Origin of the sequence: Aquella oligotrophica, from assembly GCF_002892535.1 — a bacterium.
Classification (GTDB): domain Bacteria; phylum Pseudomonadota; class Gammaproteobacteria; order Burkholderiales; family UBA11063; genus Aquella; species Aquella oligotrophica.
In genome coordinates, this window is the sequence record NZ_CP024847.1 from 1,713,968 (window position 1) to 1,739,758 (window position 25,791).

Sequence of the window (25,791 nt, forward strand, 5' to 3'; positions counted from 1 at the left end):
CCATGAGTATAAAAAAGAATGAAGAGCATCTCCTAAACTGAATCATCATGAAATAAATACCTATTAAGAGGACTAATTGATGTAAAATCACAATGTTTTAACTATACAGGGATACTAAAATGTCTTTTTCGGAATTAGGTTTGTCTGATTCAATACTAGATGCACTTAGCGAACGAGGTTATACAAAGCCTACTAAAATTCAGACTGAAGCCATTCCTGCCATTCTAGCTGGCAACGACGTTTTGGCAAGTGCGCAAACTGGCAGTGGTAAAACTGCTGGCTTTACATTACCAATTTTACAACTACTTGCAGATAAATCTGTCAAAGGACCATCCTCTGGACGTCCTCCGATAAGAGCCCTGATTTTAGTACCAACTCGGGAATTAGCGGCTCAAGTAGAAGAAAGTGTTAACATTTACGGTAAAAATCTGACTTTAACTTCAATGATTATGATTGGTGGTGTAAGCTTAAATCCACAAATTAAACGCTTACGTAGTAGGGTTGATATTCTAATAGCAACTCCAGGCAGGCTGCTTGATCATATAGCTCAAAAAAATGTAGATTTATCTCAAATTAAAATATTAGTATTGGATGAAGCTGACCGAATGCTTGATATGGGCTTTATCCGCGATATCAAGAAAATTCTAGCATTATTGCCACAAACCCGTCAAAGTCTGCTTTTTTCGGCAACTTTCTCTAAGGAAATTAAATCTCTAGCAGAAAGCTTTTTAAATAAACCAGTATTAATTGAAACAGAAAAAAGTAACAGTACTGTTCCATTAATAAATCATAAAGTGCATTTCGTCAATGCGGACAAGAAAAAATTTCTGCTTGCCCACCTAATAAAAGAGAAAAACTGGTTTCAGGTTTTAGTGTTTACCAAAACCAAACACGGTGCCAATAAACTGGCTGAATTTCTGACTAATCAAGGTATTTCCGCTTTAGCTATTCATGGCAATAAAAGCCAGTCGGTAAGAACTAGAACACTAGCAGAATTTAAACAAGGCTCACTGCAAATAATGGTTGCAACTGATATTGCTGCGAGGGGGATAGATATTGTAGATTTACCACATGTGGTTAATTTTGATTTACCAAATGTTCCAGAAGATTATGTACACAGAATTGGACGTACTGGTCGTGCAGGTAAAACTGGTGATGCAGTATCCCTAGTATCTCAGGATGACAGAAAATTATTGAACTCAATTGAGCGGTTAATTGGCATGAAAATTCCTGAAGAATTAGTTAGTGGATTTGAAGTAACAGCCAATACTATGCAAAAAGACTCTCCGCAAAAACCGCGAACACAGCAAAAAAAGGATAAACCAATAGCAAATCAGAAAGATAAAGGTTTAATAAAGCAAAAAACAATAAAAACCGAACCGCTAGCAAAACCTCAAAAAATCAACAAAAAACAAGAAGTTACCGTATTATTAACTAAGCCAATCAAAAAAACCAGATCAAAATAATCTGCTGGCAGTTCTACAGTATGTGTTGTTATACTATTAAGGCATAATGATGCCATTTACTACCAAAAATAATGGCATCATTAAAACATTAACCAATTAACTAATTAATTGGTTATTTACTTGAAATATTGTGCAATAGATTAGTCATTTCAATTGCAGTTATTGCTGCATCATAACCCTTATTCCCTGATTTAGTACCAGCACGTTCAATTGCTTGCTCGATATTTTCAGTAGTAACAATACCAAATACAACCGGAACCCCAGTATCTAGCTGAACTTTGGCAACACCTTTTGCCACTTCATTACACACATAATCATAATGGGTTGTAGAACCACGGATTACCGCACCAAGGGTAATTACCGCATTATATTTGCCACTAGCAGCAAGCTTCTGGGCAACCAAAGGAATCTCAAAAGCACCTGGTACCCAAGCGGTATCAATATCCTCCGCCTTAACACCATGACGCTCAAGTCCATCAATTGCACCACCAAGCAATTTGCCAGTTATAAACTCATTAAAACGGCTAACGACAATCGCATATTTACCTTTTGCCGCAACCAAATTTCCTTGAAATAACATATTTGAACTCCTAAAATTTTAATTTTTTAACGTTGAATCTTTAATAAAACTTATACTATAACATATGCCCTAATTTACTTACTTTGACATCCAAATAATCTTTATTTACTTGATTAGCTGGAATTATCAATTCTTTACGCCCAGCAATTTTTACTCCATATTTTTCAAGTGCACTGAATTTACGTGGATTATTACTTAGTAAATTTATTGAACTAATTCCGAGATCACGCAAAATCTGTGCCGCAAGATAATAATCGCGCATATCATCCGGAAATCCAAGATGAAGATTTGCTTCTACGGTATCCATGCCCTGATCTTGCAATGCATAAGCTTTAATCTTATTCAATAAGCCAATCCCTCGCCCTTCTTGACGCAGATAAATCAATATCCCACCTTCTTCTTCAATCTGCTTGAGACTTGCAGCTAATTGTTCACCACAATCACAACGTAATGAACCAAAACCATCACCAGTCAGGCATTCGGAATGTATCCTCACTAAAGGCACCGAATTAGAATCAAGATTTCCTTTTACTAACGCAACCGCCTCTTGATTATCAACTATACAACGAAACCCCACCATCTCAAACGAACCGTATTTGGTCGGTAATTTGGATGAAGCTATTCTTTCTATTAGCTTATCATTAAGTTTACGGTAGTCTATCAGATCTTTAATATGAATCAGTTTCAATTCAAATTTCTTTGCAAGCTCAATCAATTCAGGTAGCCGTGACATTGTTCCATCCGGATTAATAATCTCACAAATGGCAGCAACTTCACTACAACCAGCAAGCCTTGCCAAATCAACTGCAGCTTCGGTATGCCCAGGTCGCTCCATTACACCATGCTTTTTAGCAAGTAGCGGGAAAATATGTCCGGGTGCACGAAAATCATTGATAGCAGTCTTACTGTCTGCCATTTTTAGCAATGTTAAAGATCGCTCATAGGCGCTAATACCAGTTGTACAATCTATATGATCAATGCTCTGGCTAAAGGCGGTCTGCATATTATCTCGATTGCGCCTAACCATCGGTTCAAGCCCGAGTCGCTTAGCCACTTCAAGACCTACTGGACTACAGAGTAGCCCTTTACCGTGAGTAATCATTAAATTAACGGTTTCGGGAGTCATTTTTTCGGCAATTGCCAAAAAATCACCTTCATTCTCACGGTTTTCGTCATCACAAACTATAATTGCCTTCCCAAGCTTCAAATCAGCAATTGCTTCATCTATCGTATTAAACAATTATCACCCTTTCATTTCCAGTAGTATACTCAATCAGATTAAAGATTCATGGTAGGCGTGAGTGACGACGCTTACAGATAGTAAGCAAGGAACGAAACAACACCCCAGGAACTTCAAACGGTTTGAGTATATATGTTAAATAAACCCATGCTCTGCAAGATAACCCTCAGTTATCTCAGAAGAGTTGTCAGTCTTATAGCCTCCTGATAGCTTATTATCAGAAAGCTTGGCATGCTGTTTTGCCATAATATCACATTCAATATTAACTAATTCCCCGATCTTTTTAAACCCAAGTATGGAATGCTTTCGAGTATGTGGAATCAATGATACGCTAAGTTTTCTACCACTAATTGCAGCAATCGTAAGGCTAGTACCATCAATAGCAATCGAGCCTTTTTCGACACAAAAAAGTTCCAACCCAGATACTAATTCAATAGTATAGATAATTGCATTTTCATTAGTTTTAATTGCTACGATTTTAGCAACGCCATCAATATGACCACTTACCATATGTCCACCAAAGCGACCATTTGCTGCCATTGCTCGTTCAAGATTAACCTGTGAATTAGCCAATAGCCCAGATAAATTGGTAGCATAAAATGTAACAGGCATAACATCTGCCGCAAATGAATTACTATCAAATTTGGTTACCGTCAGGCAAACACCATTAACTGCAATACTATCCCCAAGTTTTACATCTTTAGTCACAATTTTGGCGGCAATTACTAAGCGTAATGTATTACCTGACTTTGTAATAGATTTAACTTTACCGATTTCTTCAATTATACCTGTAAACATTTTTATCTATACCTATTATTTATTACTTAAAAATGAATTATTATCTATTTTTCCAGTTTATTTTCTCAAGGGATTTGCCCTTGGTTTCAGGAATATACATGCTAATTAGCAAGTAGCAAAAGACAAACATTGCCATAAACATAAATAGTTTTGCATAACCAATTATTGCTACCAAAGCGCCAAACCACGAAACAAACACTGTACCAACCAGAGCACCAATGGTAAACGCAACTGAAATTGCTACTCCACGGACATTGTTTGGTAATAGCTCCGTTGAAATAACTAATATTAACGCCCCAGGACCAAACGCAAAAAAACCAACTACCAAGATAATACCCGCTAGGGTTATATAGCCAATTGTCTCACCCGGTGGGAAGATTAAATGTGCACTAAAAAGAGAAATTAGCGTCAATAGTAAGCCACTAGTACCAATAATCAGAATCTTTTTCCTACCAATCTTCTCAACCAAAAATAGTGTTGCGGTCATTGCAGCAAAATTTACTAGACTAATACTAATATTGCCAAAAACACCAACAATATCTGATGAGATGCCTGATTCTTTAAGAACTTGCAGGCTGTTTTGGACAAAGACATTAATCCCAGTCAACTGATTTAATGACACTGCCGCAAGAATTATCAAAAAAGGGAGTAGATTATTTTTTTGCCAAAGATCACTAATTTTACCGGATGTACCACTAACTGCATTTTTTATCTCAGCAAGTACGTTTAGCGCAGTTGCAGGGTTAACTCGACTAAGTGTAAGCTTTGCTTCCTCGAGTTTACCTTTACTCACAAGCCAGCGTGGTGATTCAGGAAGTTTGCGCGTTAGTAACCATACCCAAATCGGAATAATTAATGCGATAGCAAAAGCAGCAGGATAATAGCTAGTATCAATCCCAAGTCAAACAAGACTCACAACTAATGCACCACCAGTATTTGCCATTTTAAAGGCAGTAATTATCTGACCACGCCATCTAGTTTCAGATACTTCCACTAAATATAAAGGCATAACTATCTCACACATCCCATAGGCAAGCCCCTGAATGAAGCGGGCAGCATATAAATGATAATAATTTTTGGCAATTATAAAGTAACAGATGCCAATAACATAAATAAGCATGGTAATAAAAATTACTTTCTTGCGTCCGATGGCATCACACAAACTCCCGGTATAAATACTGGAAATGAAACAGCCAAGAAGCAAGGCACCTGCCAATAATGAAATCTGCTCTTTCAGCATATATTTATGACCGACCAGATTTGGCATAATCATTGCAATCACACCAAGTATATAACCACAAATTACCCCGGTTATGATGGTCAGTGTTATTATCTGGGCTTTATAATTATCTGACTTCATAAAGTGCCCCTAGGATACATTTCTGGCTGGCACCAGTTACGCTTTCATAATTAGCTGGCTTTTTCTCGACTCGTCTTTTAGCAAACCAAGCAAATGCAATTGCCTCAAGCTGGTCAACATCGATCCCTAATTCTTTGGTAGTCGTAACTTGAATACCACTGTTATGAGAAATTCGTTCTAGCAAGAAACCATTAAATGCCCCGCCTCCACAAGCATAGATAGCTTCGACACTAGAAGTAGAAATTTGACTAGCAATAGCATCAGCAACTGTTTGGGCAGTAAGTTCTGTCAAAGTACAAAGGACATCTTCGTCAGAATATTGAGCTGTGGCTTGTGCTAATTTTGCTTTAATCCAGTCTAAATGATAAATTTCTTTCCCCGTACTTTTGGGTGCTGGTAATTGAAAATACTCATCTTTAAGCATAATCTCGAGTAATTCAGCGATAACCGTACCGGATTTGGCTAATACACCATCTTTGTCATAAGGTAAACCAAAACGATCCTGAACCCATAAATCAATCAGACAATTAGCGGGTCCGGTATCAAACCCGGTCACATTTTCGGATGCCGGATCTAGCATGGTGATATTGGCAATTCCCCCCAGATTAAGAATGACCCGTGGTTTAGTACCAGATAGAAAATATTTATGGAATACCGGCGTTAGCGGCGCTCCTTGTCCGCCATATGCCATATCCATCCGCCGAAAATCACAGACAACATTTATTCCAGTTAGCTGAGCTAACTTATTTCCATCCAGAAGCTGCAAGGAAAAGGGATATTTCCCGATTGGTTCATGAAAAATAGTTTGTCCATGACAGCCAATCGCGGTAATCTCATTGTGATTTAAATTTGCACTTTTTAGAAGTAGCTTTACTGCTTTGGCATAATCATAAGCTAGACGCACTTCAAGCTCACCAAATTCCTTCAGGTGAAGGGTAAAAGTCCGTAATAATTGCTGTAAATCTGCCTGTAACCCGCGATCAAACGGAATTGAGCACTTTGCCAATACAGTTAATTTATCATTATTATCAAAATTGCATAAAACGGCATCTATACCATCAAGGCTAGTGCCTGACATTATTCCAATATAATTCATTATGTTCTTCCCTTTTCCGTAGCTTGAATACTTACTAATTATACTAAAAGCTTTAAAGTGCTTTTGTGTATATTAGCTTAACATCATTCTCTAATTGGCTGATTGTTTCAAGTTTTAACTTCATATTTGTCATCAGGTCAGCAAAACCATTTCCAGCAAAAAAGTGCTTGGCATCTCTTGAACCTATTAACTGTGGACTGATATAACTAATTATTTGATTAACTTTTCCTGACTCAATAAATGAAGCATAAATTTTTTCACCACCTTCAACCAATATTGAATAAATTCCCCTTTTATATAACTCATTTAACACAGTATTAATTTCAAGATTTTCAAGAACAATAATATCTACACCCGCATATTGATATAGTTCAAGTTTTATTTTATCACTAACCGTAGTACAAATAATTGTAGGGGCTAGTTTATCAGCAATAACTCTTGCAGACAGTGGCGTTTTTAAATTGCTATCTAATACTATCCGAATTGGATTTCTTGGTGCATTTTCAATTAAATGTGGAGTCAAACTAGGGTCATCCGATAAGACCGTACCAACCCCAACCAGTATTCCGGTATGATTTATCCGATACTGATGAGCATCTTTTCTTGAACTCCTAGAGGTAATCCACTGACTTAGGTTTTTATAGCTAGCAATTTTCCCATCTAGACTCATACCGACCTTAATAGTAACAAAAGGTTGTACGTGTTTAACATTATGAAAAAACACTTGGTTCAATCGATAAGCCTCTTCAGCCAAAATACCTATATCAACTAGAATTCCTGCCTCTTTTAATTTAGCAACTCCTTTGCCCGCAACCAAAGGGTTTTCATCAAGATTAGCAATTACTACACGACTTATTCCAGCAGCAATAATCGCGTTAGCACATGGTGGAGTTTTACCGTAATGCGAACAGGGTTCAAGATTAACATACAAAGTAGCGCCTTTGGCAGCGGCTCCAGCCTGCTGTATAGCATAAATTTCAGCATGATGATCGCCTGGTCGTAAATGACATCCGATGCCAAGAATTACTCCGTCTTTAACAACAATAGCTGCGACATGCGGATTCGGTAAAGTTTGTAGCATAGTGTTTTTTGCTATTTCAAGCACTAACTGCATATAGATTTGATCTTGCATTTTATCGATAGTAAATTAGTTAATTTATTGTAATTAAATAAAATCGGAGATATGAGAAAGGTAAATAGCTGAGGGGATAACATAATATGCGCAGTAATTCGCAGCCATAGTGACGCTAAGCGACAAAAAGCATTTAATGTATAAGTAGAAGATCAAATATGTATAGATATTTAATTCTCAAAAATATTATACATCTTTTATAAAAAATAGTGATCAAACTTACTTTAACTATATTAGGTTTAAGTATTTTATTGGCGCTTATTACCTATATCCCTCTCCCATCCAGACTTTTACTGTCGGCTTCAGATTTTCACTGAATCAACTGTAAGCCAAAAAACTTACAGGTCACGGGCTAAAAGCAAAATGCTTATTACCGTCGGTGAGGAATTGCGCCTCGCCCCGAAAGATATAACGGGAAAGATTATAACACGTCAAGTTTACTGGATAAGTAAAATAATTATATGTAGTTTATGCAACCATCTGCCAAAATGGCAGCTTATATTGGTCTATAAAAATTGATACAATCCATGGATATAATGAAATCATTATTCGCAGCATTAAACAGTAGGATTTTAACACAATTCAATATATTTATGCTACAATGAATGAATATAATACATCGAACTATCCCTTAAAGCTTGCTTTACAAAAAAGGTAGTCCAATAATATTACTGGCTATAATCAGGAGGTATGATTAACTAGACTTATAAAACTAACAAGTAGAGAATTTTTTAATAAATAAATCAAATAAATTCAAGGGAACATTTAAAATGTACATCAAAAATAAAATCAAACCAGCAGTCAGGTACTTACTGTGTATTTCTGCAACTGCTATTTTGTTAAGTTCATGTAGCAGCGGAACTAGCTCATCAAGCACCCCACCAGCAAGTGGGCAGTTAACTTTTACTCCATCGGGAACCATTCAAGTTACAAATGGAAGTCTAAGACACGTTTTGTTTTCACTACAGGATAGTACTGGAGTTAGCAATCAGACCGTTAACTTTACTAGTTCTAATCCGGCAATTGCCACAGTAACACCCGCATCATGTACAGTTTCAAGTGGAACTGAAGAACAATCTAGCTGCGTTCTAAAAATTCAAGGATTACAAAATGGAAGTGTTAGTATTTCGGCAGCATCAAATGGTTATCCAACTACAACAATTAGTGGGCAGGTGGGAGAGTCGGTAGTCTATGGACGAATTCATATTTTTGGACAGGGCGAAAGTACGTCTTATACCGCCTTATACCCAAGTCTTGAATCAGCCCCACATAAAATTACATTTACTGCAGTACTGGAAAGTAGTTCAGGAGTATCAGCAAGTGAACCCCTTTACGTAAATCTAGCAGAATCTCCTACCAGCTGTTCCGGTAGTAATTGTACGCTTGGTTTTGTGGCTGGAGTTGATATTCAGCAATGTGCTCTTTCTACTGAACAACCAACCTGTAACATTCAAGCAACACTATATAGCAACACTAATGTTAGTACAAGCCTTAAGCCTGTTGGAAGTTTAAACACTAGCTATAGTGCAATACCTGTTAATGTAATAGGAACAACCAATCCAGAAAGTGGAGCTATTACACTAAGTACTCAACATAACTCTACAGGTAATAACACCATATTCTCAGGATTAAATGCACCGATATTTGTAAACTGGAAAGGTTTTAATGGTGTGGCAGAATCATTAACCCTAACAATCACCAGTAATAACTCAAACTTACAGTTTTATCAATATAATCCTGGAGCAGCGACTACAACCAGTCAAACTACAACTTGTGTGATAAGTAATACAATACCAAATTGTGGATTGAATGTAATTGCTAGTCAAAACGGAAGTTATCAAGTACAGATATCATCAATAACTGTAAATGCTGGAAGTACAACTAATTCTATCCCAAATTTAAAAAACTCTCCACTTACACTTAATGTTGTTTCACCATCAACAACTGGTCGGACAATTACTTTTACCAATAACTCAAAAGATAAAGTTCAGCTTGGTTTTACTAGCGGTTCTGCAATGTCATTTATTAATCCGCTACAATCCACAAGTGGTGGCAGTTTTGATGAAAGAAGTGCACCTGGTGCAGGTTCAATGTGTGGCCCAAGTAATCCTCAAGCAGCTTGCCCGATTGGTACGACTTGTGCTCAAGGTGGCGCGAACCCAAGTAAAAGTTCAACCTACTTCTGTTTTTGGAGTCCATTATCAGTGGCTACCGGATCAAAACAACTTGAATCAGGTGCCAGTGCCACAGTTTTCATCAGTAATTCCAATGGTGTAACTACTGGAACTCAACAAATTCAATGGTCAGGTAACTACCATGCTGATAAATGTCCAGCCGGTGTTTGCCCACCATCTGAAAGCGGTGTTGGAACAGGTCCAACCTATCCAGCGGTAACACTAGCCGAAGTTACTTATCAGTACTCTTCAGTTGATTACTACGATGTATCAATTATTAATGGAGTAAATTATGCTCTTACATTTGGACCAACAACGACACCTGTAAGCTCAACAGATGCATATAGCTGTGGACAAGCTGGGTCATTTACTGCTCAAAATGGTGGCTGGAGTTATACTAACCAAAATAGTGCCGGATTACCAGCTAGTAACTGGGTACTTACTCCTACAGAATCCTCTATTGTTGGCAGTATTTCCCAAAGTGATACACCCGCTTCATATTTTGCAGTAGTTGAATCTGCTGGTATAAATTATGGGACATGTAATACGAATGGTACAGGCTGTAATGCTGGCGCAACATGCGGTTGGGAATATTCTCAAGTTGCAACAGGCACTTATGCTTTTGAATCTTCACAGCGAATATGTGGTAAATTTGTGTCATGGGCAACTGCCAATCAAATTTTTGGCTGGAATGAATCAATAACCAATCTTTCACCATTTAACCTATTTACATCATATGCAGTAAGTCCAGCTTATCAGGGCGTTAGCTCTATACTAGTTGGGAATTATCAATTATGTAATAACAACACTTATTCAGCTTATGGTGAATCACCAACCTATTCAAATGGAAATGCGGTAACATCGGTTATGGCATGCGGTGGTGTAAACTGGAATAATGTTAACAATCAAAGCTATGGAATAACAAGACCATCTGGTCCTGCGGTGACTGTAAATAGTGAATGGATGAGCCAAGTTTTGCCAACCATCATTTGGTTAAAACAAGCTTGTCCAACCTGCTATACCTTCCCGTATGATGACTTTGCTTCAACATTTACCTGTAGCAATGCAACAGGTGGTAGCCAAAATAGTACTAACTACACAATAACTATTAATAACCTTGGAAGCGGGACTCCTGAACCTGCCCTTCACTAGTTATTAGTTGCTATCAATTTGCCTCATCACTTTTGATGAGGCTTTTTTGCATTTAATCTGAATTTCTGGGACAATACAGGTTTAATGCTTACTAAACAATTAACAAGAATTTAGCCATGCTTACCTCCTCCGATATAATTGAAGAACTATCTAATTTAAACCCACCAACTACCGAATTTAATAATAAGTTGATGCTAAAAGCACTTTTATTATTGGGAAATCCACAGAATAATTATAAGGTAATCCATATTGCTGGTAGCAATGGAAAAGGATCAACCGCAGCATTTCTTGAAGAGGCACTATATCAAACAGGGTTAAAAATTGGTAAATTTAGTAGTCCACACGTAAATAAGATCAATGAATGTATTTCTTACAATAAAAATTTAATAGACGACCAAACACTTATTAGAATTTACCTTGAGTTAAAATTAACTCTTAATAATCACAACATATATCCAAGTTCATTTGAGATGTTGACTCTTATTATGTTCAAGTTTTTTGCTGAAAAAAATATTGATTACCTAATTCTAGAAACCGGGATGGGTGGACAAGATGACTCAACCAATGTAGTTAATAGTAGCTATTCGATAATTACCAATATTAGTCTGGAACACACCCAATGGCTTGGAAATACCTTAGATGAAATAGCTAGACATAAATGTGGCATTATAAAAAATGGTTTGACAATTCTTGGGGAAAATATACCTGAACTAGTCAATCATACACGAGAAAAAACTTCTAATTTTGTTTTAATTGATGACCTATACAATTATACTGTTGAGCTTAATTTTAAAAACTTCTCTACAATATTAAAATTTGATGATAAATACAATAACCATTTTAATTTTGAATTGGGTTTATTTGGATATTTCCAAGCACGTAATTTTCTTTGTGCCTACACAGTGCTTAATGATATTGGTATTAGCATTGACACCATACAAAAGGCCGCAAAAAAAACATCCTGGGCAGGAAGATTACAAAAAATCTCAAACTATCCACTAACTATTTTAGATGCTTCGCATAATGAGAGTGGAACAGGGGCACTAACAGCCTGCCTCAGCAACTATGGAAAACGCCAGAATAGTATAATTCTATGCTCTATTCTAAAAGATAAAAATATTGATAAAATGCTTGAAGATTATAGTAAAATCAGTGAAGATATTATCTTTTGCAGTATTGCCAATCAAGCAAGAGCAAGTAATCCGTTTTCTTTAGCAAGAAAAGCCCGTTACAAATTTAAGAATATATATGTCATACCTTCGCCATCATTGGCGCTATATCAGGCAAGAAAGATGAAAAAACAACTAATCCTGATTAGTGGCTCAATTTATCTCTTGAAAAATTTTATCCATTAATTAAGAAAGTATTTTGATAACCATGAAAAATACCTGCTATCAAAGTGACTATGCACTCGGTTTAGAAATTCAAAAAATCCTATTAGATGCCGGGATAGAAAACCCTGTAAATACAGATAAAATTAGGGTTTGGAACGATCCAGCGCATATGGAGCAGCTTACCGGGAAACTAGCTATGTTTTTCGATGAACTTGGGATTTATAGAGATAGCAATGATTGTAATCATACTGCAAATCGATTAATTGATTACTGGTGTCAACAGTTATTTTATGGTTTGGATTATAATCGTTTTCCAGAAGTAAACCCTATGTCAAATGAGTTTGCTTATCATAATCCATTAATTGCCGAAGATATTCAATTTACAAGCACTTGTGAACATCATCTTGTTCCAATTCATGGTGTGGCAGTAATTGCTTATAAGCCGGACAAAATAGTGGTCGGACTGAATAAATTAAATGCAATCGTGGATTTTTTTACGCATCGCCCACAACTTCAGGAGCGGCTAACTAGACAGATATTTATAACCTTAAAATACATTTTGCAAACAGAAGATATTGCTGTATTAATAAGAGCGCGACATGATTGCATCTGTAGTAATGGTATAACTGATTTTACTTCATTTCATTCAAGCTTTGAATTGGGTGGAATATTTAGTTCCGATACAAGTTTTAAACAACACTTACTAGATAAATTAAAATAGTTCAAATACGGTTTATAAAGTTATCCAAAATTTTTAATCCAAACTCGGTTAAAACAGATTCAGGATGGAACTGGACACCATAGCATGGCAAATCTTCATGACGAATTGCCATTACTTCTGCACTCCTTGTCACTGCAGTAATTTTTAAAGGTGTTCCGTAAATACTATTACTATCAACAATTAGTGAGTGATAACGAACAACAGTAAATTCGTCAGGAATACCATCAAACAAAACATCCTGCTCATGAGTTAATCTAGAACTTAACCCATGGGCTATAGTAGTCGCGTTTACTACTTTGGCACCAAAATATTCAGCAATCATTTGATGCCCAAGACAGACCCCTAGTAATGGAGTTTTATTCAAGAAAATTTGAGGTAAGATATTTTTCACCAAAGACAAGCTACTATCATTGGGATGTCCAGGACCTGGGCCAACTATTATTTTTTCTGGCGCGAACTCTTCGAGTATATTAACAGTAACTTTATCTGTTTTCAAAATAAAAACATCACAATTAAGTTGCCGCAAATAGTCGGCAATGATGTCAGTAAATGAATCATAATGATCAATTAGCAGTATTTTCATATTTTTCCCTGATACTCGCACAATTGCAAACCACGAACATCATTACATAAGTAAATAGCTGTTGCATTTTCAAGCATTGTAGGAGTAATTGGCTTTTCCAATAAGCTTCCTTCATCAAGCATTTTCTGCCTGAATATCCCAGGCAAAAGCCCCTCACTCACTGGTGAAGTAATTAATTGACCAGCATAATCAATAATAACATTAAAATATCTAGATTCAGTAATAATACCATTTTTATTAATAAAAACTAGCTCATCTAAAATGGAAGAATTCAGGTATTCTTGATATAATAAATCATAAAGTCCACGTACTTCTTTAGCCGTGGTTTTATGCTGAAATAAGGGATTGGATGAATCGATTGGCTTATTAAGTAGCGCAATTTTTAATGGCGTAACTGAAGTAGTGATTTCAGTATGGGAAATTATTAATTCACATGGATGTTTTACTAGCAGTCTTAATTTATATCTCTTATCAAATGCAAATAAATTCTGCCTAAGGTAACTCATTAATAAGCCCTCTAATTGCAAAGTATCAATTGTAAACATTAGCATACTTGCTGAATTTGCCAAACGGGTCAAATGCTCAGCCAGATTTTTTATTTGACCACCAATAACCAGCATTGATTCAATCAACTCAAAGTCAGGTTGGTAAAAATCACTTATAAATTTTAGTTTAGTCTTAATCTCATCCCACTCTTCAGATGAATTTGATTGAATGGTTATTCCGCCACCAACACCAAACTTATAAAATGAATCTGTGTTACTTTTACTAAGAGTTCTGATTGCTACATTAAAGTGCATGTCATTATTTGGCAAAATAAAACCTAGTGCACCACAATAGATTTCACGACAACTGGTTTCAACCGAGTCAATTATTTGCATGGTACTGATTTTAGGCGCACCAGTAATTGAACCACAAGGAAATAGCCCACGAATTATTTCATAAAATGTAATTGAAGAATTTACCCTACCGCTTATCTCGCTAACCATTTGAAATACAGTTGAGTATTCTTCCACCTTGAAGATATTATCAACCCGAACAGTTCCAGTTTCACAAAAACGACTAAGATCGTTTCTTAATAAATCAACAATGATCAAGTTCTCTGCCCTATTTTTACTATCATTTGCTAACCAGTTCCTTGTAGATTCATCTATAACTGGGTCATTACTTCGCGGAGCAGTACCTTTCATTGGCTTAACTCTAATTACTTCACCAGACTTATGAAAAAATAATTCGGGAGAAAATGAAAGAAGCTGATTTGGTAAATATGGTAGTAATGCAGCATATTCTACTGGCTTATGGCGTGAAAGATGATAAAAAACATCAAATAATGAATCAGCTTGAAAGCGTATGCTTCCACGAAGAGTAAGATTTACCTGGTAACTATCCCCAGCAACAAGATATTTTTGTATCTGTTCAAATTTCTGCTGATAGCTTTTATAATTATCTTCAAGTAAAATCTGCTTAACCTGAAAACCACTACGATCATGCTTAATACCATGTTGACGTAGAACATCTAATAAATTCTTACTGGCAAAAACCTTACATGCACTATAGGCATGAAAATGTACGAGCGGAGACTTGGAGATAACTTTATCAGAAGATATTTTCGGCTCAAGTCCCAAAATGCTATCATAAGCAATATAACCAGCGAGATAGTATCCATCTTTACTTAAAGCTTCAATTTTAGCTAAAGCAGAGACTACTCCAGAATAGTCATAAATACAGACTTCAGTAGATAGATCATAAAATAAATAACTACTTTCTTTTTCCGGATTCAGTACATCTTCAAATAAAGCATATGACATCAAGTTCAGACTACCTCTGGTTTATTTTTATTCAGGAAGCGTGTATTTTACCCTGAATACAATCCTAGACACAATATGTAACAAGTAAGTTTTAAATTTAACGAAAATCACTAGCAATAAATTAAAACAAATCAAGTAAAAACACATGAAATATACAACAATAACATTTCATTAAGGATTATCCATAATGAATGCCACCATAAATTTAAAACATGCTATAATCTAAAAAATTTTATTCAAAATCTGCTTGTAAGTGATTGTGACTGACTTTATGTTGTCAATAAAGCAATCTTATTGGGGTAACAAAACAATAATGAAATTAAAGTCTATCCAACCAAATAGATTATCAGTATTACTTTTAATCAATAGTCTAACATTAATTTCCTGTGGTGGCGGAAGTGGATCAAGTAGTAGTGGCAATAATGGCGATGTAAATACACTACAGATAATCACACCTAGGACGATTTATAGTAATCCTACTGTTGCAAATACTGGCTATGTAGTAATTAATAATCCAACAAGTACAGCGGTAAAGAACCTACATTATAGTCTAGATAATATAATTGGTGGCGCACAAGGTGCAGAGATCGATCCATCAAGCGCAGCAAACTGTAGCGTGATAGAATCATACGGGCAATGTAATCTGAAAGTAACTGTACCAATAGGAGCAGTTGCTGGAAGTTTAGGCATAAGTCTAAATAATGATAATAGCCTTTTGGGCAAATTAAGTAAGTCAGCCCAATCGGTCGTAACCCCGGCAATGGGAATCCAGCAATCTGCATATAATAACCTGAGTGGTGCGGATGGAATTACGCTAAACTATTCCCATACCGTAATTAATGGTACGCCATATATATTAGTAGCAGGGCTAGTAGCCTCAGCCAATGCTGGCAACTTCAATAATGTGGTTTTGGTAGATGGCAATAATACCCCTATTCCAAATCAGCAACTGATTGCCGGAGCTGGTGCATATACCCAGGGTAAAACCTTTAGTATCTTATTGCCAGTACCCGTAGGCGATAACCTGACTCAGGTTATAAAAGTCCAAACACAACTTATAACATCATCTACAGAATCTTCCAAGAAAAATCTTTCGTCAACAGAGATAGTATCAACAGCCACTACGAGTAGCACGCTAACTACTGCCAGTGATATTGGTATAGTAGAAATGCTCCCCTCAGCAGTTTACTTGAATCAAAACAATCCAGAGCAGTCGGTAACCTTCAGTAACACAGGTAGTGTAACAGCAGAGTTACAAAGTCTTACTGCAAGTAACCCAAATATCGAAGTAATCTTTAGTTCTGGAGGATTAAGTAGTGGCGGTACAACTACTGCAATGTTAAAACTCAAAGATCCAACTCAATCAGCCTCAAGTGGTGAAATAGTATTGACTTATTATAATGGACAAAAAGAGGTTACTATTGCTGCGGCGGCTGATCAAAATGTGAATCCAACACCAACGCCAAGCCCGACACCAACGCCTACACCCACTCCAGTACCTACGCCTACACCAGTTCCATTAGCAGGACTAACTGCCATATTAAATCCGGATGATGATTTTTTTGTAACGACAGCAAATGATACTGCTTCAAGGCAGCTGACAATCACCAATACCGGCAATACCAATGAAAATAATTTTGTTCTGACTTTACCAAATAACTTCACTATTAGTGACGGAAGTAATCCAGCTACAAAATGTACGGTAACCCAACCAGCAACGATTAGTAATACACTTACCGCAAATGGGGGGAATTGTACGGTAACGGTAACTTATACCAATTCGACAGTAACTTCACAAGCAGCTGGTAGTATAAGTATTGCTTATGACTATAATAATGGTATAGCTGCAACACCAGTAACAGTGGGCGTAAATTATAAAGTTACCCAGTCAACAGCAAATCTAAGTTTATCGCCAAGTACGATGAATTATGCATCAATTCCGAATAATGGCACATCTACCAGTGCTGCTGGCTCATTATTTACACTATCGAATAGTGGCGAAGTTGCAGCAAGTAATCTGACATTTAATATCACGGGTGCGAATAGTGGTTTATTTAGTGTTATAGCTGGAGGAAGTTGTTCATCTGGCGGAACATTAGAGGCAAGCCCAGCCACATGTACTATTGCAACCCAGTTTGGTCCAGCAGCTAATGATGTAGCAACTGGCACAAAAATCGCTAGTTTTGCCGTTAGTTACACTCCATATACAGGTGGAGCGACCCAGAGTAGCAATACTGCTACTTTAAATGGTAGCGTAACAGCAGCTCCATCAGCGACATATACTTCAGCAATAACTGGAGCTAGCTTCATTGATGGAGATGGTAGTTCTATTGATCAATATATTGGATATATCAATACCAATTATACACTGGATGTAACCTATACTAACGATTCTGTAATAGATGCGAGCGGCTTTACGACTAGCTATACACCGCCCGCAGGCTGGACACTAAGTACTCATGGTTGTAATGATGTAGCAATGGCGGCTACCAATGGTACATGTACTGATACTTATACTTTAAATTCAGCAGATGCTGGCAGTCATAATCTTCTATTACAGAATGTAACTGCTGGCTGGACTGATAGTTCTGGAACATACACTAATCAGTCTGTGGGTGGGACAGAAGAGTATGTTATCCTTACTCCGCCGCCAGCGGCAATTACCATTGCATCGACAACCGACTGGGGGCAAATAATGATGGGTAATGCCTATTCATTTACCGCAACAATAACTGGCGGTAGTAGTACTGTTACGCCAACGGTAGCAGGAATTACTGGCAATACGGTATTCCCAGCTTCATGTGCTTTGGATAGTGCCGCCCCAGCAACAAGTAGCTGTGTGTTTATCGTAACCCCATATACTGGAACGGGTAATTATTCATTCTGGGATCCAGCAAATATAGCTAATAGTACTGATGTTAATAATGCCTTAGTAATTTATACCAATCCGGGCGGCGTGAATCTGACAGTAACCGCTAGCAATAGTGCTACAGTCAATGGTAATGCATCCTCGCAGACATTTAGTAATATAACTGGAACGGTGGCTGCACCATATGTGTATCTGCCAGCACCGATGGAGGGGGCTTCATCAGCGACCAATATTGGGATTACTTGGGGTACGGGGGTACGGTAAGCACCCGTTTTGAAGCTGGGAGTCAAAGTGGTGGTGGAACATGTGCTGATTCATTGAAAGATAACCTCACCGATTTGGAGTGGGCAAAAAATGGAATTATTGGCTTTGAAGCAACTAACGGTGGTGGTCCAATCGCTCAACCAAACTATGCTAATACTACAGCCAACCTAAATGATCTAAACTGGGCAAATGCTACAACAGCAATTAGTAATTTGAATGCTGCTACTAACAAATTATGTGGTTATGCCAATTGGCGTTTACCAACAATCAATGAGTTAGCAAGTTTAGTGAATTATGCTGTTATTCCGCCTTCAACTCCTGCTAGTTGGTTAAATGATGTGACAGTTGGCTTTGCAAATGTCCAATCTTTCTATTATTGGTCATCTACGGTTGGTACTCCCGGAAATGTATGGGCTGTCTATTTTGAGGATGGTACGACAAGTGCGGCTTTCGATGGGATGCTCCGCTATGTTTGGCCTGTGCGAAACAGATAGTACTTGTTTCATTCTTACAACAGTTATCAGTAAAAGGTATTTGAAAATGAAGTACAAATTCATCAAATTGGGAGTGTTGCTTACTAGCATAATAGTTATAGCCAAAGCTAGTAACATTGCTTACATACCAAAAACTGGACCAGGTGATGCTGCTGGTGCAGGTAAACAATGGCCTAACACTCGTTTTGTAATAAATGGAGATTGTGTAACCGATAATTTGACTGGACTAGTATGGCTAAAAAACACAAAACAAGTTTGTTCTGCTGGCTGTAATTGGAGCAATGCGTTTGCTTCGATAGCAGCTTTTAATACTGCGGGTGGTGATTGTGGCTATAATAATTGGCGTTTACCAAACATTAATGAATTAAAATCGCTGGTAAATTATTCGGCAAGTACAACTATGGGTGTTTTCTGGTCAAATTGGTTAACTTCAGTAGGGTTTACTAATATTGATTCAAACCAAAATTATTGGACAGCTACTACCTATGGTGATGCTGCTGCTTGGTACATTAATTCCACCCGTGGAGAAACTATTACTGGAAATCGTAATGACAACGCTTGGTATGTCTGGCCTGTGCGTGGCGGGCAGTAAAATTAATTATTGGGTTTACACGGATGGAGGATAGGTGAGCCTTTACCTTGGCACTTGCGTATCCGCATATGGCTGCTTCGTTCCCGACCTGACCAGGTTTTGCGGCAGACAATGCAAGGAGACCCACCATTGTTGAGAGAGGAATTATACCGTATTAGGCTGTTAAAATGTAAAAAACCTTTAGATTAACTCAAACTTTACAAATACAAGAAGAAAAATTAAAAATTATCGTGCATTCAATTGCAATTTAGATCTAAACATGGCATAATAACCCCCTCGTTATGTGGGATCTTAGCTCAGTTGGTTAGAGCAGCGGACTCATAATCCGTTGGTCACTGGTTCGAGTCCAGTAGGTCCCACCATTTCGATCTTCATTTACTTTTCAAAAACTAAATCCAAAAAATCAAACAAATTTATTTTTCTCTCTTGAAATTCAATAAATCGTCACTATAATAACTGATATAGAGATTTCATTATTTTTATTTAACAGGGTGAAAAAATGTCAAATAAACAAACTATGTCGTTCCAGACTGAAATTAAACAACTTCTTCATTTGATGATCCATTCATTGTATTCAAACAAGGAAATTTTCTTGCGTGAGCTAGTATCAAATGCCTCAGATGCGATTGATAAATTCCGTTTTGAGCAGATTAACAAACCAGAGCTAAATAAAGGTGATGAACTAGCGATCACTATTAGTTTCGATAAAGATGCCAAAACAATTACGATTAAAGATAACGGTATCGGTATGACTTATGATGAAGTTATTCAAAATATCGGTACAATTGCAAAATCTGGAACTAAAGAATTTTTAGATAAACTATCAGGTGATGCTAAAAAAGATGCTAATTTGATTGGTCAATTTGGGGTTGGTTTTTACTCTGCATTTATTGTTGCAGATAAAGTTACTTTAGTTACCCTTAAGGCAGGTGAAGTTACCTCCAAAGCTACCGAGTGGGTTTCTGATGGTAGTGGCGAATTTAGCATTGAAACCACAGATAAACTTGATGGTAACGGTACTACGATTACGCTACACCTTAAAGAAGATCAAGATGATTTATTATCTGACTGGAGCTTACGTTCAATTATTCGTAAATACTCGGATCATATCAACTACCCAATTAAAATGCAGAAAATGCCTGAACATGATAAAGATGGCAAAGAGATCATTTCCACTGAAATGGAAACAGTAAATAAAGCGAATGCTCTTTGGACACGTAGCAAAAATGATGTTACTGAAGAAGAATACAAAGAGTTTTATAAGCATGTTTCGCATGATTTTAATGAGCCAGCAAAATGGATTCATTCACGTGTAGAAGGAGCACAGGAATATACTATGCTTCTATATATGCCAGCTAAAGCGCCGTTTGATTTATATGATGCTAATCGCAAATATGGCATTAAATTATACATTAAGCGTGTTTTCATTATGGATGATGCTGAGAAATTATTACCAAATTATCTGCGTTTTATCCGCGGTGTGATTGATTCACAAGATTTACCGCTAAATGTATCACGTGAGATTCTTCAGTCTTCCAAAGATATTGATGCAATTCGCTCAGGTTGTACTAAAAAAGTACTAAGCATGATTGAAGATATTGCAAATAATGATAAAGACAAATATAGCGAGCTATGGAACGAATTTGGTCCAGTAATTAAAGAAGGTATCATTGAAGATCACACAAATAAAGAACGTGTAGCTAAATTATGCCGCTTTGCTTCTACGGCTAATGATTCAGATGCCAAAACCGTAAGTCTTGATGATTATATTGCCCGGATGAAAGATGGTCAAGATAAGATCTATTATATTACAGCAGATAGTTATAATGCTGCTAAAAATAGTCCACATCTTGAAATCTTCAAACAAAAAGACATTGAAGTATTATTACTAACCGATCGGGTTGATGAATGGGTAGTTAGTCATTTATTTGATTATGAGAAAAAATCTCTGGTGTCAGTGGCTAAAGGTGGTTTAGACCTTGGTAATCTTGATGATAAAAAACCTACTGAAGAAGAGAAAAAAGAGCAAGAAGAAAAAGCTAAGCCAATTCTGGAAAAAATCAAGACTGCTCTTGATGGCAAGGTAAAAGAGGTAGTTATTACTAATCGTCTGGTTGATTCTCCTGCCTGCCTAGTAACTGATGGTTATGGAATGAGCATCCATATGGAAAGACTACTTCGTCAAGCCGGACAAGCAGTACCTTCTTCTCAGCCAACGTTGGAAATTAATCTGGAACATAGATTAATCAATAAACTAGAAAATAGCATTGATCAAAATCAGATTAATGATTTGAGTTTACTGATATTTGAACAGGCTCAGTTAACTGAAGGAATTCAACTTGATGATCCAGTTGGCTTTGTTAAGCGGATGAATTCGTTTATTGCCTAAAATAATTAGAATAAATAAAATTTGCTCCATTCTGCCACTTTTAGTGGCAGTTTTTTTATTTTATTAAAATTTAAAGCATTAGATTCTTTAATCTGGGCAACAGCCAACTTCCTTACACTTTAAATCATCAAATTCATACTGCAAAGTTACGTGATCAATCTGATATTTATCAAGCAACATTTTCTGGCAACTTTTAAGAATTTCAGGCCAAGACTCGGGTTTACATGCTACAACGTGTGCAGCAAGTGCCGCTTTATTTGCTGACATATACCAAATATGTAAGTCATGAACTTCAATAATTCCTTCAATTGCCTGTAAGTCTTTGCCCACAGCCTCATAATCAAGATGTTCAGGAACGCCAGCCATAAGAATTATAACCGACTTCTTCATCAGGCTAAAATTGGAAACAATCAGTAAAACAATAACAACTAATGATAGCAATGGGTCAACTATTGACCAATTGGTAAAATAAATTATCGCACCAGCAATAATTGCGACTAAAGACCCCAATAAATCTCCCATCGCATGAATCATTGCCGCACGTGTATTTAATGAATGTGAATTCTTTGATAACACAAAAACTATTACACCATTAACCAGAAAGCCCAGCGCGGCTACAATAAATAGACTTGCCCCATGAACTTCAACTGGCTGCATAAAGCGATTAAACACTTCAAATAATAACCAGATAGTTAAAACAGTGGTAAACATGCAATTAATCAATGCTCCAACAACCTCTGCCTTGCCATAACCAAAGCTAAGCTGAACAGTTGCGGGGCGTTTACTAATTACGTTGGCAAAATAAGCTATCATCAAACCAGCTGCATCTGTCATCATATGAACCGCATCAGACTGTAGAGCGATTGAGTTGATCAAATAACCACCAATTCCCTCAACCAGTGAAAAAGTGAATGTAGCAATCAGACACCAGAATAATACTTTACCACTAGTTTCCCGTATCATTTCTGCATGATTGTGGCTATGCCCCTCATGATCATGATTATGCTCATGATGATGTGTGTGATCATGCGAAGAATGATCCTTATGATTATGCTTAATATTATTATGCGTTGCATCACTATGCGCCTCATGTCCTGCCTCATCATGTGATAAAAATTTACTGTGTTTTACCGTCATAATCTGTCTCCTGATTTATCCTTCTTTCGCATGATTAATAGTATACTTGGGAATCTCTATCGTCAAATCTTTATTGCCAACTTTTATCTGGCAAGAGAGTCTTGATACAGCCGTCAAGCCCCATGCACGATCAAGTAGATCCTCTTCAATTTCATTAGCTTCATTTAATGAACTATATCCTTCACGTACAATTACATGGCAGGTAGTACAGGCACACGCCATATCACAGGCATGTTCAATATCTACACCTCTACTCAGCATTGATTCACATAAGTTTGCACCAGTTTCAAGTTCAAATTCCACACCATTTGGGCATATTTCTTCGTGCGGTAATATCTTAATTACAGGCATTAAAACTTCCTATCAATTATTATTTAGGTCAATATTATAGCATACATATAACCGAGTATTTTAGTCAACTAATAACTTCTACGATGGCACTACATTACCAAGAAACACTCACTACAACAAACTAGCTTCACTTACCATAAACATAAGGTTATCCGACCTTTGATTACTCCCCCACACAAATAGTGCATAAAAATATTGACAAAAATATAAATATTGCGCTAGAATCTTTGGGTGATTAGCTAATAAGCTGACACAAAATGTATCAATTATTGAAAAGGAAGCAAAATGATACACTACTTTGATAACTACCGGATAAAAACTACAGTACCGTTTAATGTATCTTCTAAATCTACTTCTATCGCTTCTTCATTCTCTTCTTGTTGTTGCTAATCTCTAGCTCAAAAATTCCAAATTTTTATTTTATTGTTTATTCTGTAGCTATTTAATAACTAAAAATATATTTTAGTCATATATTTTTGTTTGCTACATTTTAAACCAAAATTTAATCATATATCACCTGATTAAACTATTTTATTCAAGCATTTTTGCTGGATTAATTTGTATTATTAATAATATTCAAAATACATTTTAAGCTTGTGCTATTCTGCTAAATAAAAGGATCAGGTAAATATTAAAAATATTTACATTAGAGGTTTATCATGCAACACAAATCATTATCATTTATTTTAAATCCGATTTTTAACTGGTTTAATATCCAAAAATCACACATTCATGGCTTGGGATTATTTTCTCGTCGCGAAATTCCACAAGGTGCTTATCTGGGTATCGCGATGATAAAAAAATCAGCTGCCAGTAATTATCAGGAACATTTAATTGAGGGCTATGGTGCAAGTAGCGAAGATGAATGGTTACGGGTTATCGGTGCTAGATTCATTAATCATGCAGCAGAAGGGAATATTCGCCTTGAATACTATGGGACACAGGTCGTAGCCTATGCCTTACGTAAAATCAGTGTTGGCGAAGAAATAACCGCTAATTACGTAAACATTTATCGAGAGATCAATCTACCAATTCCAGATTTCTGCCTACAAAGCGCCTAATCCTAGATAACCAATAAATAACTATTTAAAAAAGAAATCTTATGAATATAGAAACACAATTAATTCATGGCGGTATTGATGGCGACCCACATACTGGAGCGGTTACAGTACCTTTATATTTAACCTCCACTTATAAGCAAGATGGTATCGGCAATCATCGTGGTTATGAATATTCACGGACAGGCAATCCAACCCGTGAAGCTGTAGAAGTTCTTATTGCCGAACTTGAAGGTGGAGTTGCGGGCTTTGGCTTTGCCTCTGGGATGGCAGCAACAACTGCTGTTATGATGTTATTTAAGGCTCACGATAAAATTCTCCTATCATCCAATGTTTATGGCGGTACATTTCGAGTATTAGATAAGGTATTTAAAAATTTCAAACTTAAATATGAGCTGGTTGATACCAGTAATTTGGAGTTAGTGGCAAGCAAAATAACGGAAGATGTAAAAGCTATTTTTATTGAAACTCCAACTAACCCGTTAATGCATATTACTGATATAGACGGCATAAGTAAGTTAGCAAAAAAGCATGGGTTATTAACAATTGTTGATAATACGTTTATGACTCCCTATTTGCAACAGCCAATCATGCTGGGCGCAGATATAGTGCTACATAGTGCAACCAAGTATCTTGGTGGACATAGTGATCTTATTGCTGGACTTGCGGTAGTAAATAACAAGGAGCTGGCAGAACGACTTCATTTTATCCAAAATGCGACAGGTGGTGTTTTATCACCTTTTGATTCTTGGCTTCTGATTCGAGGTATAAAGACCCTTGCCGTTCGGATGGATAGACACATTGAAAATACGGGAAAATTGATTGACTTCCTACGGCAAAATAAGGCTATCACTAGGATATATTACCCAGGAATAAATAATCATAAAGACAATAAGATTCATAATCTTCAGGCGGCTAAAGGTGGTGCTATGATCTCATTTGTTTTAGATAACGCATATAATCCAGACAAATTTTTACAAAGCCTTAAACTTATTACTTTAGCTGAGAGCCTTGGTGGGATTGAGTCATTAATTTCTCATCCAGCAACCATGACCCATGCGGCAATCCCTCCAGAAATCAGGGCTAAATTGGGAATTGTTGATAATCTAATTCGCTTGTCAGTCGGGATAGAAAATATTAACGATCTGATCAGTGACATTAAACATGCGCTATCTATTGCAAAGGAGGTCTAA

General features: G+C 36.7%; 19 protein-coding genes, 1 tRNA gene, 1 other RNA gene, 1 pseudogene and 1 riboswitch. Of the genes and pseudogenes, 11 read left to right on the top strand and 11 right to left on the bottom strand.

Annotation, left to right across the window (positions count from 1 at the left end; genetic code table 11):
* Positions 1–119: 119 nt before the first annotated feature.
* Positions 120–1,466 (top strand): DEAD/DEAH box helicase, encoded by a 1,347-nt coding sequence (locus CUN60_RS07900; RefSeq protein WP_102951516.1) that lies wholly within the window; start codon positions 120–122, stop codon positions 1,464–1,466.
* Positions 1,467–1,578: 112 nt separating this feature from the next.
* Here the strand turns inward: CUN60_RS07900 and ribH are convergent, their stop codons facing one another.
* From ribH to ribD, 6 genes and pseudogenes are all read right to left on the bottom strand, one after another.
* Positions 1,579–2,046 carry a 6,7-dimethyl-8-ribityllumazine synthase gene (gene ribH / locus CUN60_RS07905; RefSeq protein ID WP_102951517.1) on the bottom strand — a complete coding sequence of 156 codons (468 nt, stop codon included), beginning with the start codon at positions 2,044–2,046 and terminating at the stop codon, positions 1,579–1,581.
* Positions 2,047–2,101: 55 nt separating this feature from the next.
* Positions 2,102–3,286, bottom strand: a complete 1,185-nt coding sequence (gene ribA, locus CUN60_RS13405) for a GTP cyclohydrolase II (protein ID WP_102951518.1) — start codon at positions 3,284–3,286, stop codon at positions 2,102–2,104.
* Between the two features lie 135 nt (positions 3,287–3,421).
* On the bottom strand, positions 3,422–4,084 hold the full coding sequence (gene ribE / locus CUN60_RS07915; RefSeq protein ID WP_102951519.1) for a riboflavin synthase: 663 nt from the start codon (positions 4,082–4,084) through the stop codon (positions 3,422–3,424).
* Positions 4,085–4,124: 40 nt separating this feature from the next.
* A pseudogene (locus CUN60_RS07920) lies at positions 4,125–5,444 on the bottom strand (MFS transporter).
* Complete coding sequence (locus CUN60_RS07930) at positions 5,431–6,540, bottom strand: anhydro-N-acetylmuramic acid kinase (protein ID WP_102951522.1); 1,110 nt, start codon at positions 6,538–6,540, stop codon at positions 5,431–5,433. Before CUN60_RS07930 ends, CUN60_RS07920 begins: the two are co-directional and overlap by 14 nt.
* Before the next feature lie 52 nt (positions 6,541–6,592).
* On the bottom strand, positions 6,593–7,672 hold the full coding sequence (gene ribD, locus CUN60_RS07935; RefSeq protein WP_102951523.1) for a bifunctional diaminohydroxyphosphoribosylaminopyrimidine deaminase/5-amino-6-(5-phosphoribosylamino)uracil reductase RibD: 1,080 nt from the start codon (positions 7,670–7,672) through the stop codon (positions 6,593–6,595).
* Positions 7,673–7,938: 266 nt separating this feature from the next.
* Positions 7,939–8,083, bottom strand: a riboswitch (FMN riboswitch).
* Positions 8,084–8,442: 359 nt separating this feature from the next.
* On the opposite strand from ribD, the gene CUN60_RS07940 reads away from it, so the two are divergent.
* The 3 genes from CUN60_RS07940 (at position 8,443) to CUN60_RS07950 (ending at position 13,053) form a co-directional block, all read left to right on the top strand.
* Entirely contained in the window at positions 8,443–10,998 is a 2,556-nt protein-coding gene (locus CUN60_RS07940) for a glycoside hydrolase 64/thaumatin family protein (protein WP_102951524.1), read from the top strand.
* Between the two features lie 116 nt (positions 10,999–11,114).
* Entirely contained in the window at positions 11,115–12,353 is a 1,239-nt protein-coding gene (locus CUN60_RS07945) for a bifunctional folylpolyglutamate synthase/dihydrofolate synthase (protein WP_102951525.1), read from the top strand.
* 22 nt (positions 12,354–12,375) lie between these two features.
* Positions 12,376–13,053, top strand: a complete 678-nt coding sequence (locus CUN60_RS07950; RefSeq protein ID WP_102951526.1) for a GTP cyclohydrolase I — start codon at positions 12,376–12,378, stop codon at positions 13,051–13,053.
* Position 13,054: 1 nt separating this feature from the next.
* Here CUN60_RS07950 and CUN60_RS07955 read toward each other — a convergent pair whose 3' ends face one another.
* Both CUN60_RS07955 and pabB read right to left on the bottom strand, forming a co-directional pair.
* A complete protein-coding gene (locus tag CUN60_RS07955; RefSeq protein WP_102951527.1) occupies positions 13,055–13,636 on the bottom strand; it encodes an anthranilate synthase component II in 582 nt (193 codons plus the stop codon).
* Positions 13,633–15,444: an aminodeoxychorismate synthase component I gene (gene pabB / locus CUN60_RS07960; protein ID WP_102951528.1), complete on the bottom strand. Its 1,812-nt coding sequence runs from the start codon at positions 15,442–15,444 to the stop codon at positions 13,633–13,635. Before pabB ends, CUN60_RS07955 begins: the two co-directional genes overlap by 4 nt.
* 313 nt (positions 15,445–15,757) lie before the next feature.
* On the opposite strand from pabB, the gene CUN60_RS13210 reads away from it, so the two are divergent.
* From CUN60_RS13210 to CUN60_RS07975, 3 genes are read left to right on the top strand one after another with little or no spacing between them, the layout of a single operon-like run.
* Positions 15,758–18,577, top strand: coding sequence for a beta strand repeat-containing protein (locus tag CUN60_RS13210; protein WP_102951529.1), 2,820 nt, complete (start codon positions 15,758–15,760; stop codon positions 18,575–18,577).
* Positions 18,556–19,071, top strand: a complete 516-nt coding sequence (locus CUN60_RS07970; protein ID WP_222593238.1) for an Lcl C-terminal domain-containing protein — start codon at positions 18,556–18,558, stop codon at positions 19,069–19,071. Before CUN60_RS13210 ends, CUN60_RS07970 begins: the two co-directional genes overlap by 22 nt.
* A gap of 46 nt (positions 19,072–19,117) precedes the next feature.
* Complete coding sequence (locus tag CUN60_RS07975) at positions 19,118–19,663, top strand: Lcl C-terminal domain-containing protein (RefSeq protein WP_158649352.1); 546 nt, start codon at positions 19,118–19,120, stop codon at positions 19,661–19,663.
* Positions 19,664–19,693: 30 nt separating this feature from the next.
* On the opposite strand, the gene ffs is transcribed toward CUN60_RS07975, so the two are convergent.
* Positions 19,694–19,791: signal recognition particle sRNA small type (gene ffs / locus CUN60_RS07980), an RNA gene on the bottom strand.
* A 157-nt stretch (positions 19,792–19,948) separates the two neighbouring features.
* Between ffs and CUN60_RS07985 the strand changes: the two genes are divergently transcribed.
* Positions 19,949–20,025, top strand: a tRNA-Ile gene (locus CUN60_RS07985).
* Between the two features lie 137 nt (positions 20,026–20,162).
* Positions 20,163–22,052 carry a molecular chaperone HtpG gene (gene htpG, locus CUN60_RS07990; RefSeq protein ID WP_102951532.1) on the top strand — a complete coding sequence of 630 codons (1,890 nt, stop codon included), beginning with the start codon at positions 20,163–20,165 and terminating at the stop codon, positions 22,050–22,052.
* 87 nt (positions 22,053–22,139) lie between these two features.
* Here the strand turns inward: htpG and CUN60_RS07995 are convergent, their stop codons facing one another.
* Positions 22,140–23,189, bottom strand: coding sequence for a cation diffusion facilitator family transporter (locus CUN60_RS07995; RefSeq protein WP_102951533.1), 1,050 nt, complete (start codon positions 23,187–23,189; stop codon positions 22,140–22,142).
* A gap of 15 nt (positions 23,190–23,204) precedes the next feature.
* A complete protein-coding gene (fdx, locus tag CUN60_RS08000; protein WP_102951534.1) occupies positions 23,205–23,540 on the bottom strand; it encodes an ISC system 2Fe-2S type ferredoxin in 336 nt (111 codons plus the stop codon).
* Between the two features lie 659 nt (positions 23,541–24,199).
* On the opposite strand from fdx, the gene CUN60_RS08005 reads away from it, so the two are divergent.
* Positions 24,200–24,601, top strand: a complete 402-nt coding sequence (locus CUN60_RS08005) for an SET domain-containing protein-lysine N-methyltransferase (RefSeq protein ID WP_102951535.1) — start codon at positions 24,200–24,202, stop codon at positions 24,599–24,601.
* Positions 24,602–24,642: 41 nt separating this feature from the next.
* On the top strand, positions 24,643–25,791 hold the full coding sequence (locus tag CUN60_RS08010; protein WP_102951536.1) for a trans-sulfuration enzyme family protein: 1,149 nt from the start codon (positions 24,643–24,645) through the stop codon (positions 25,789–25,791).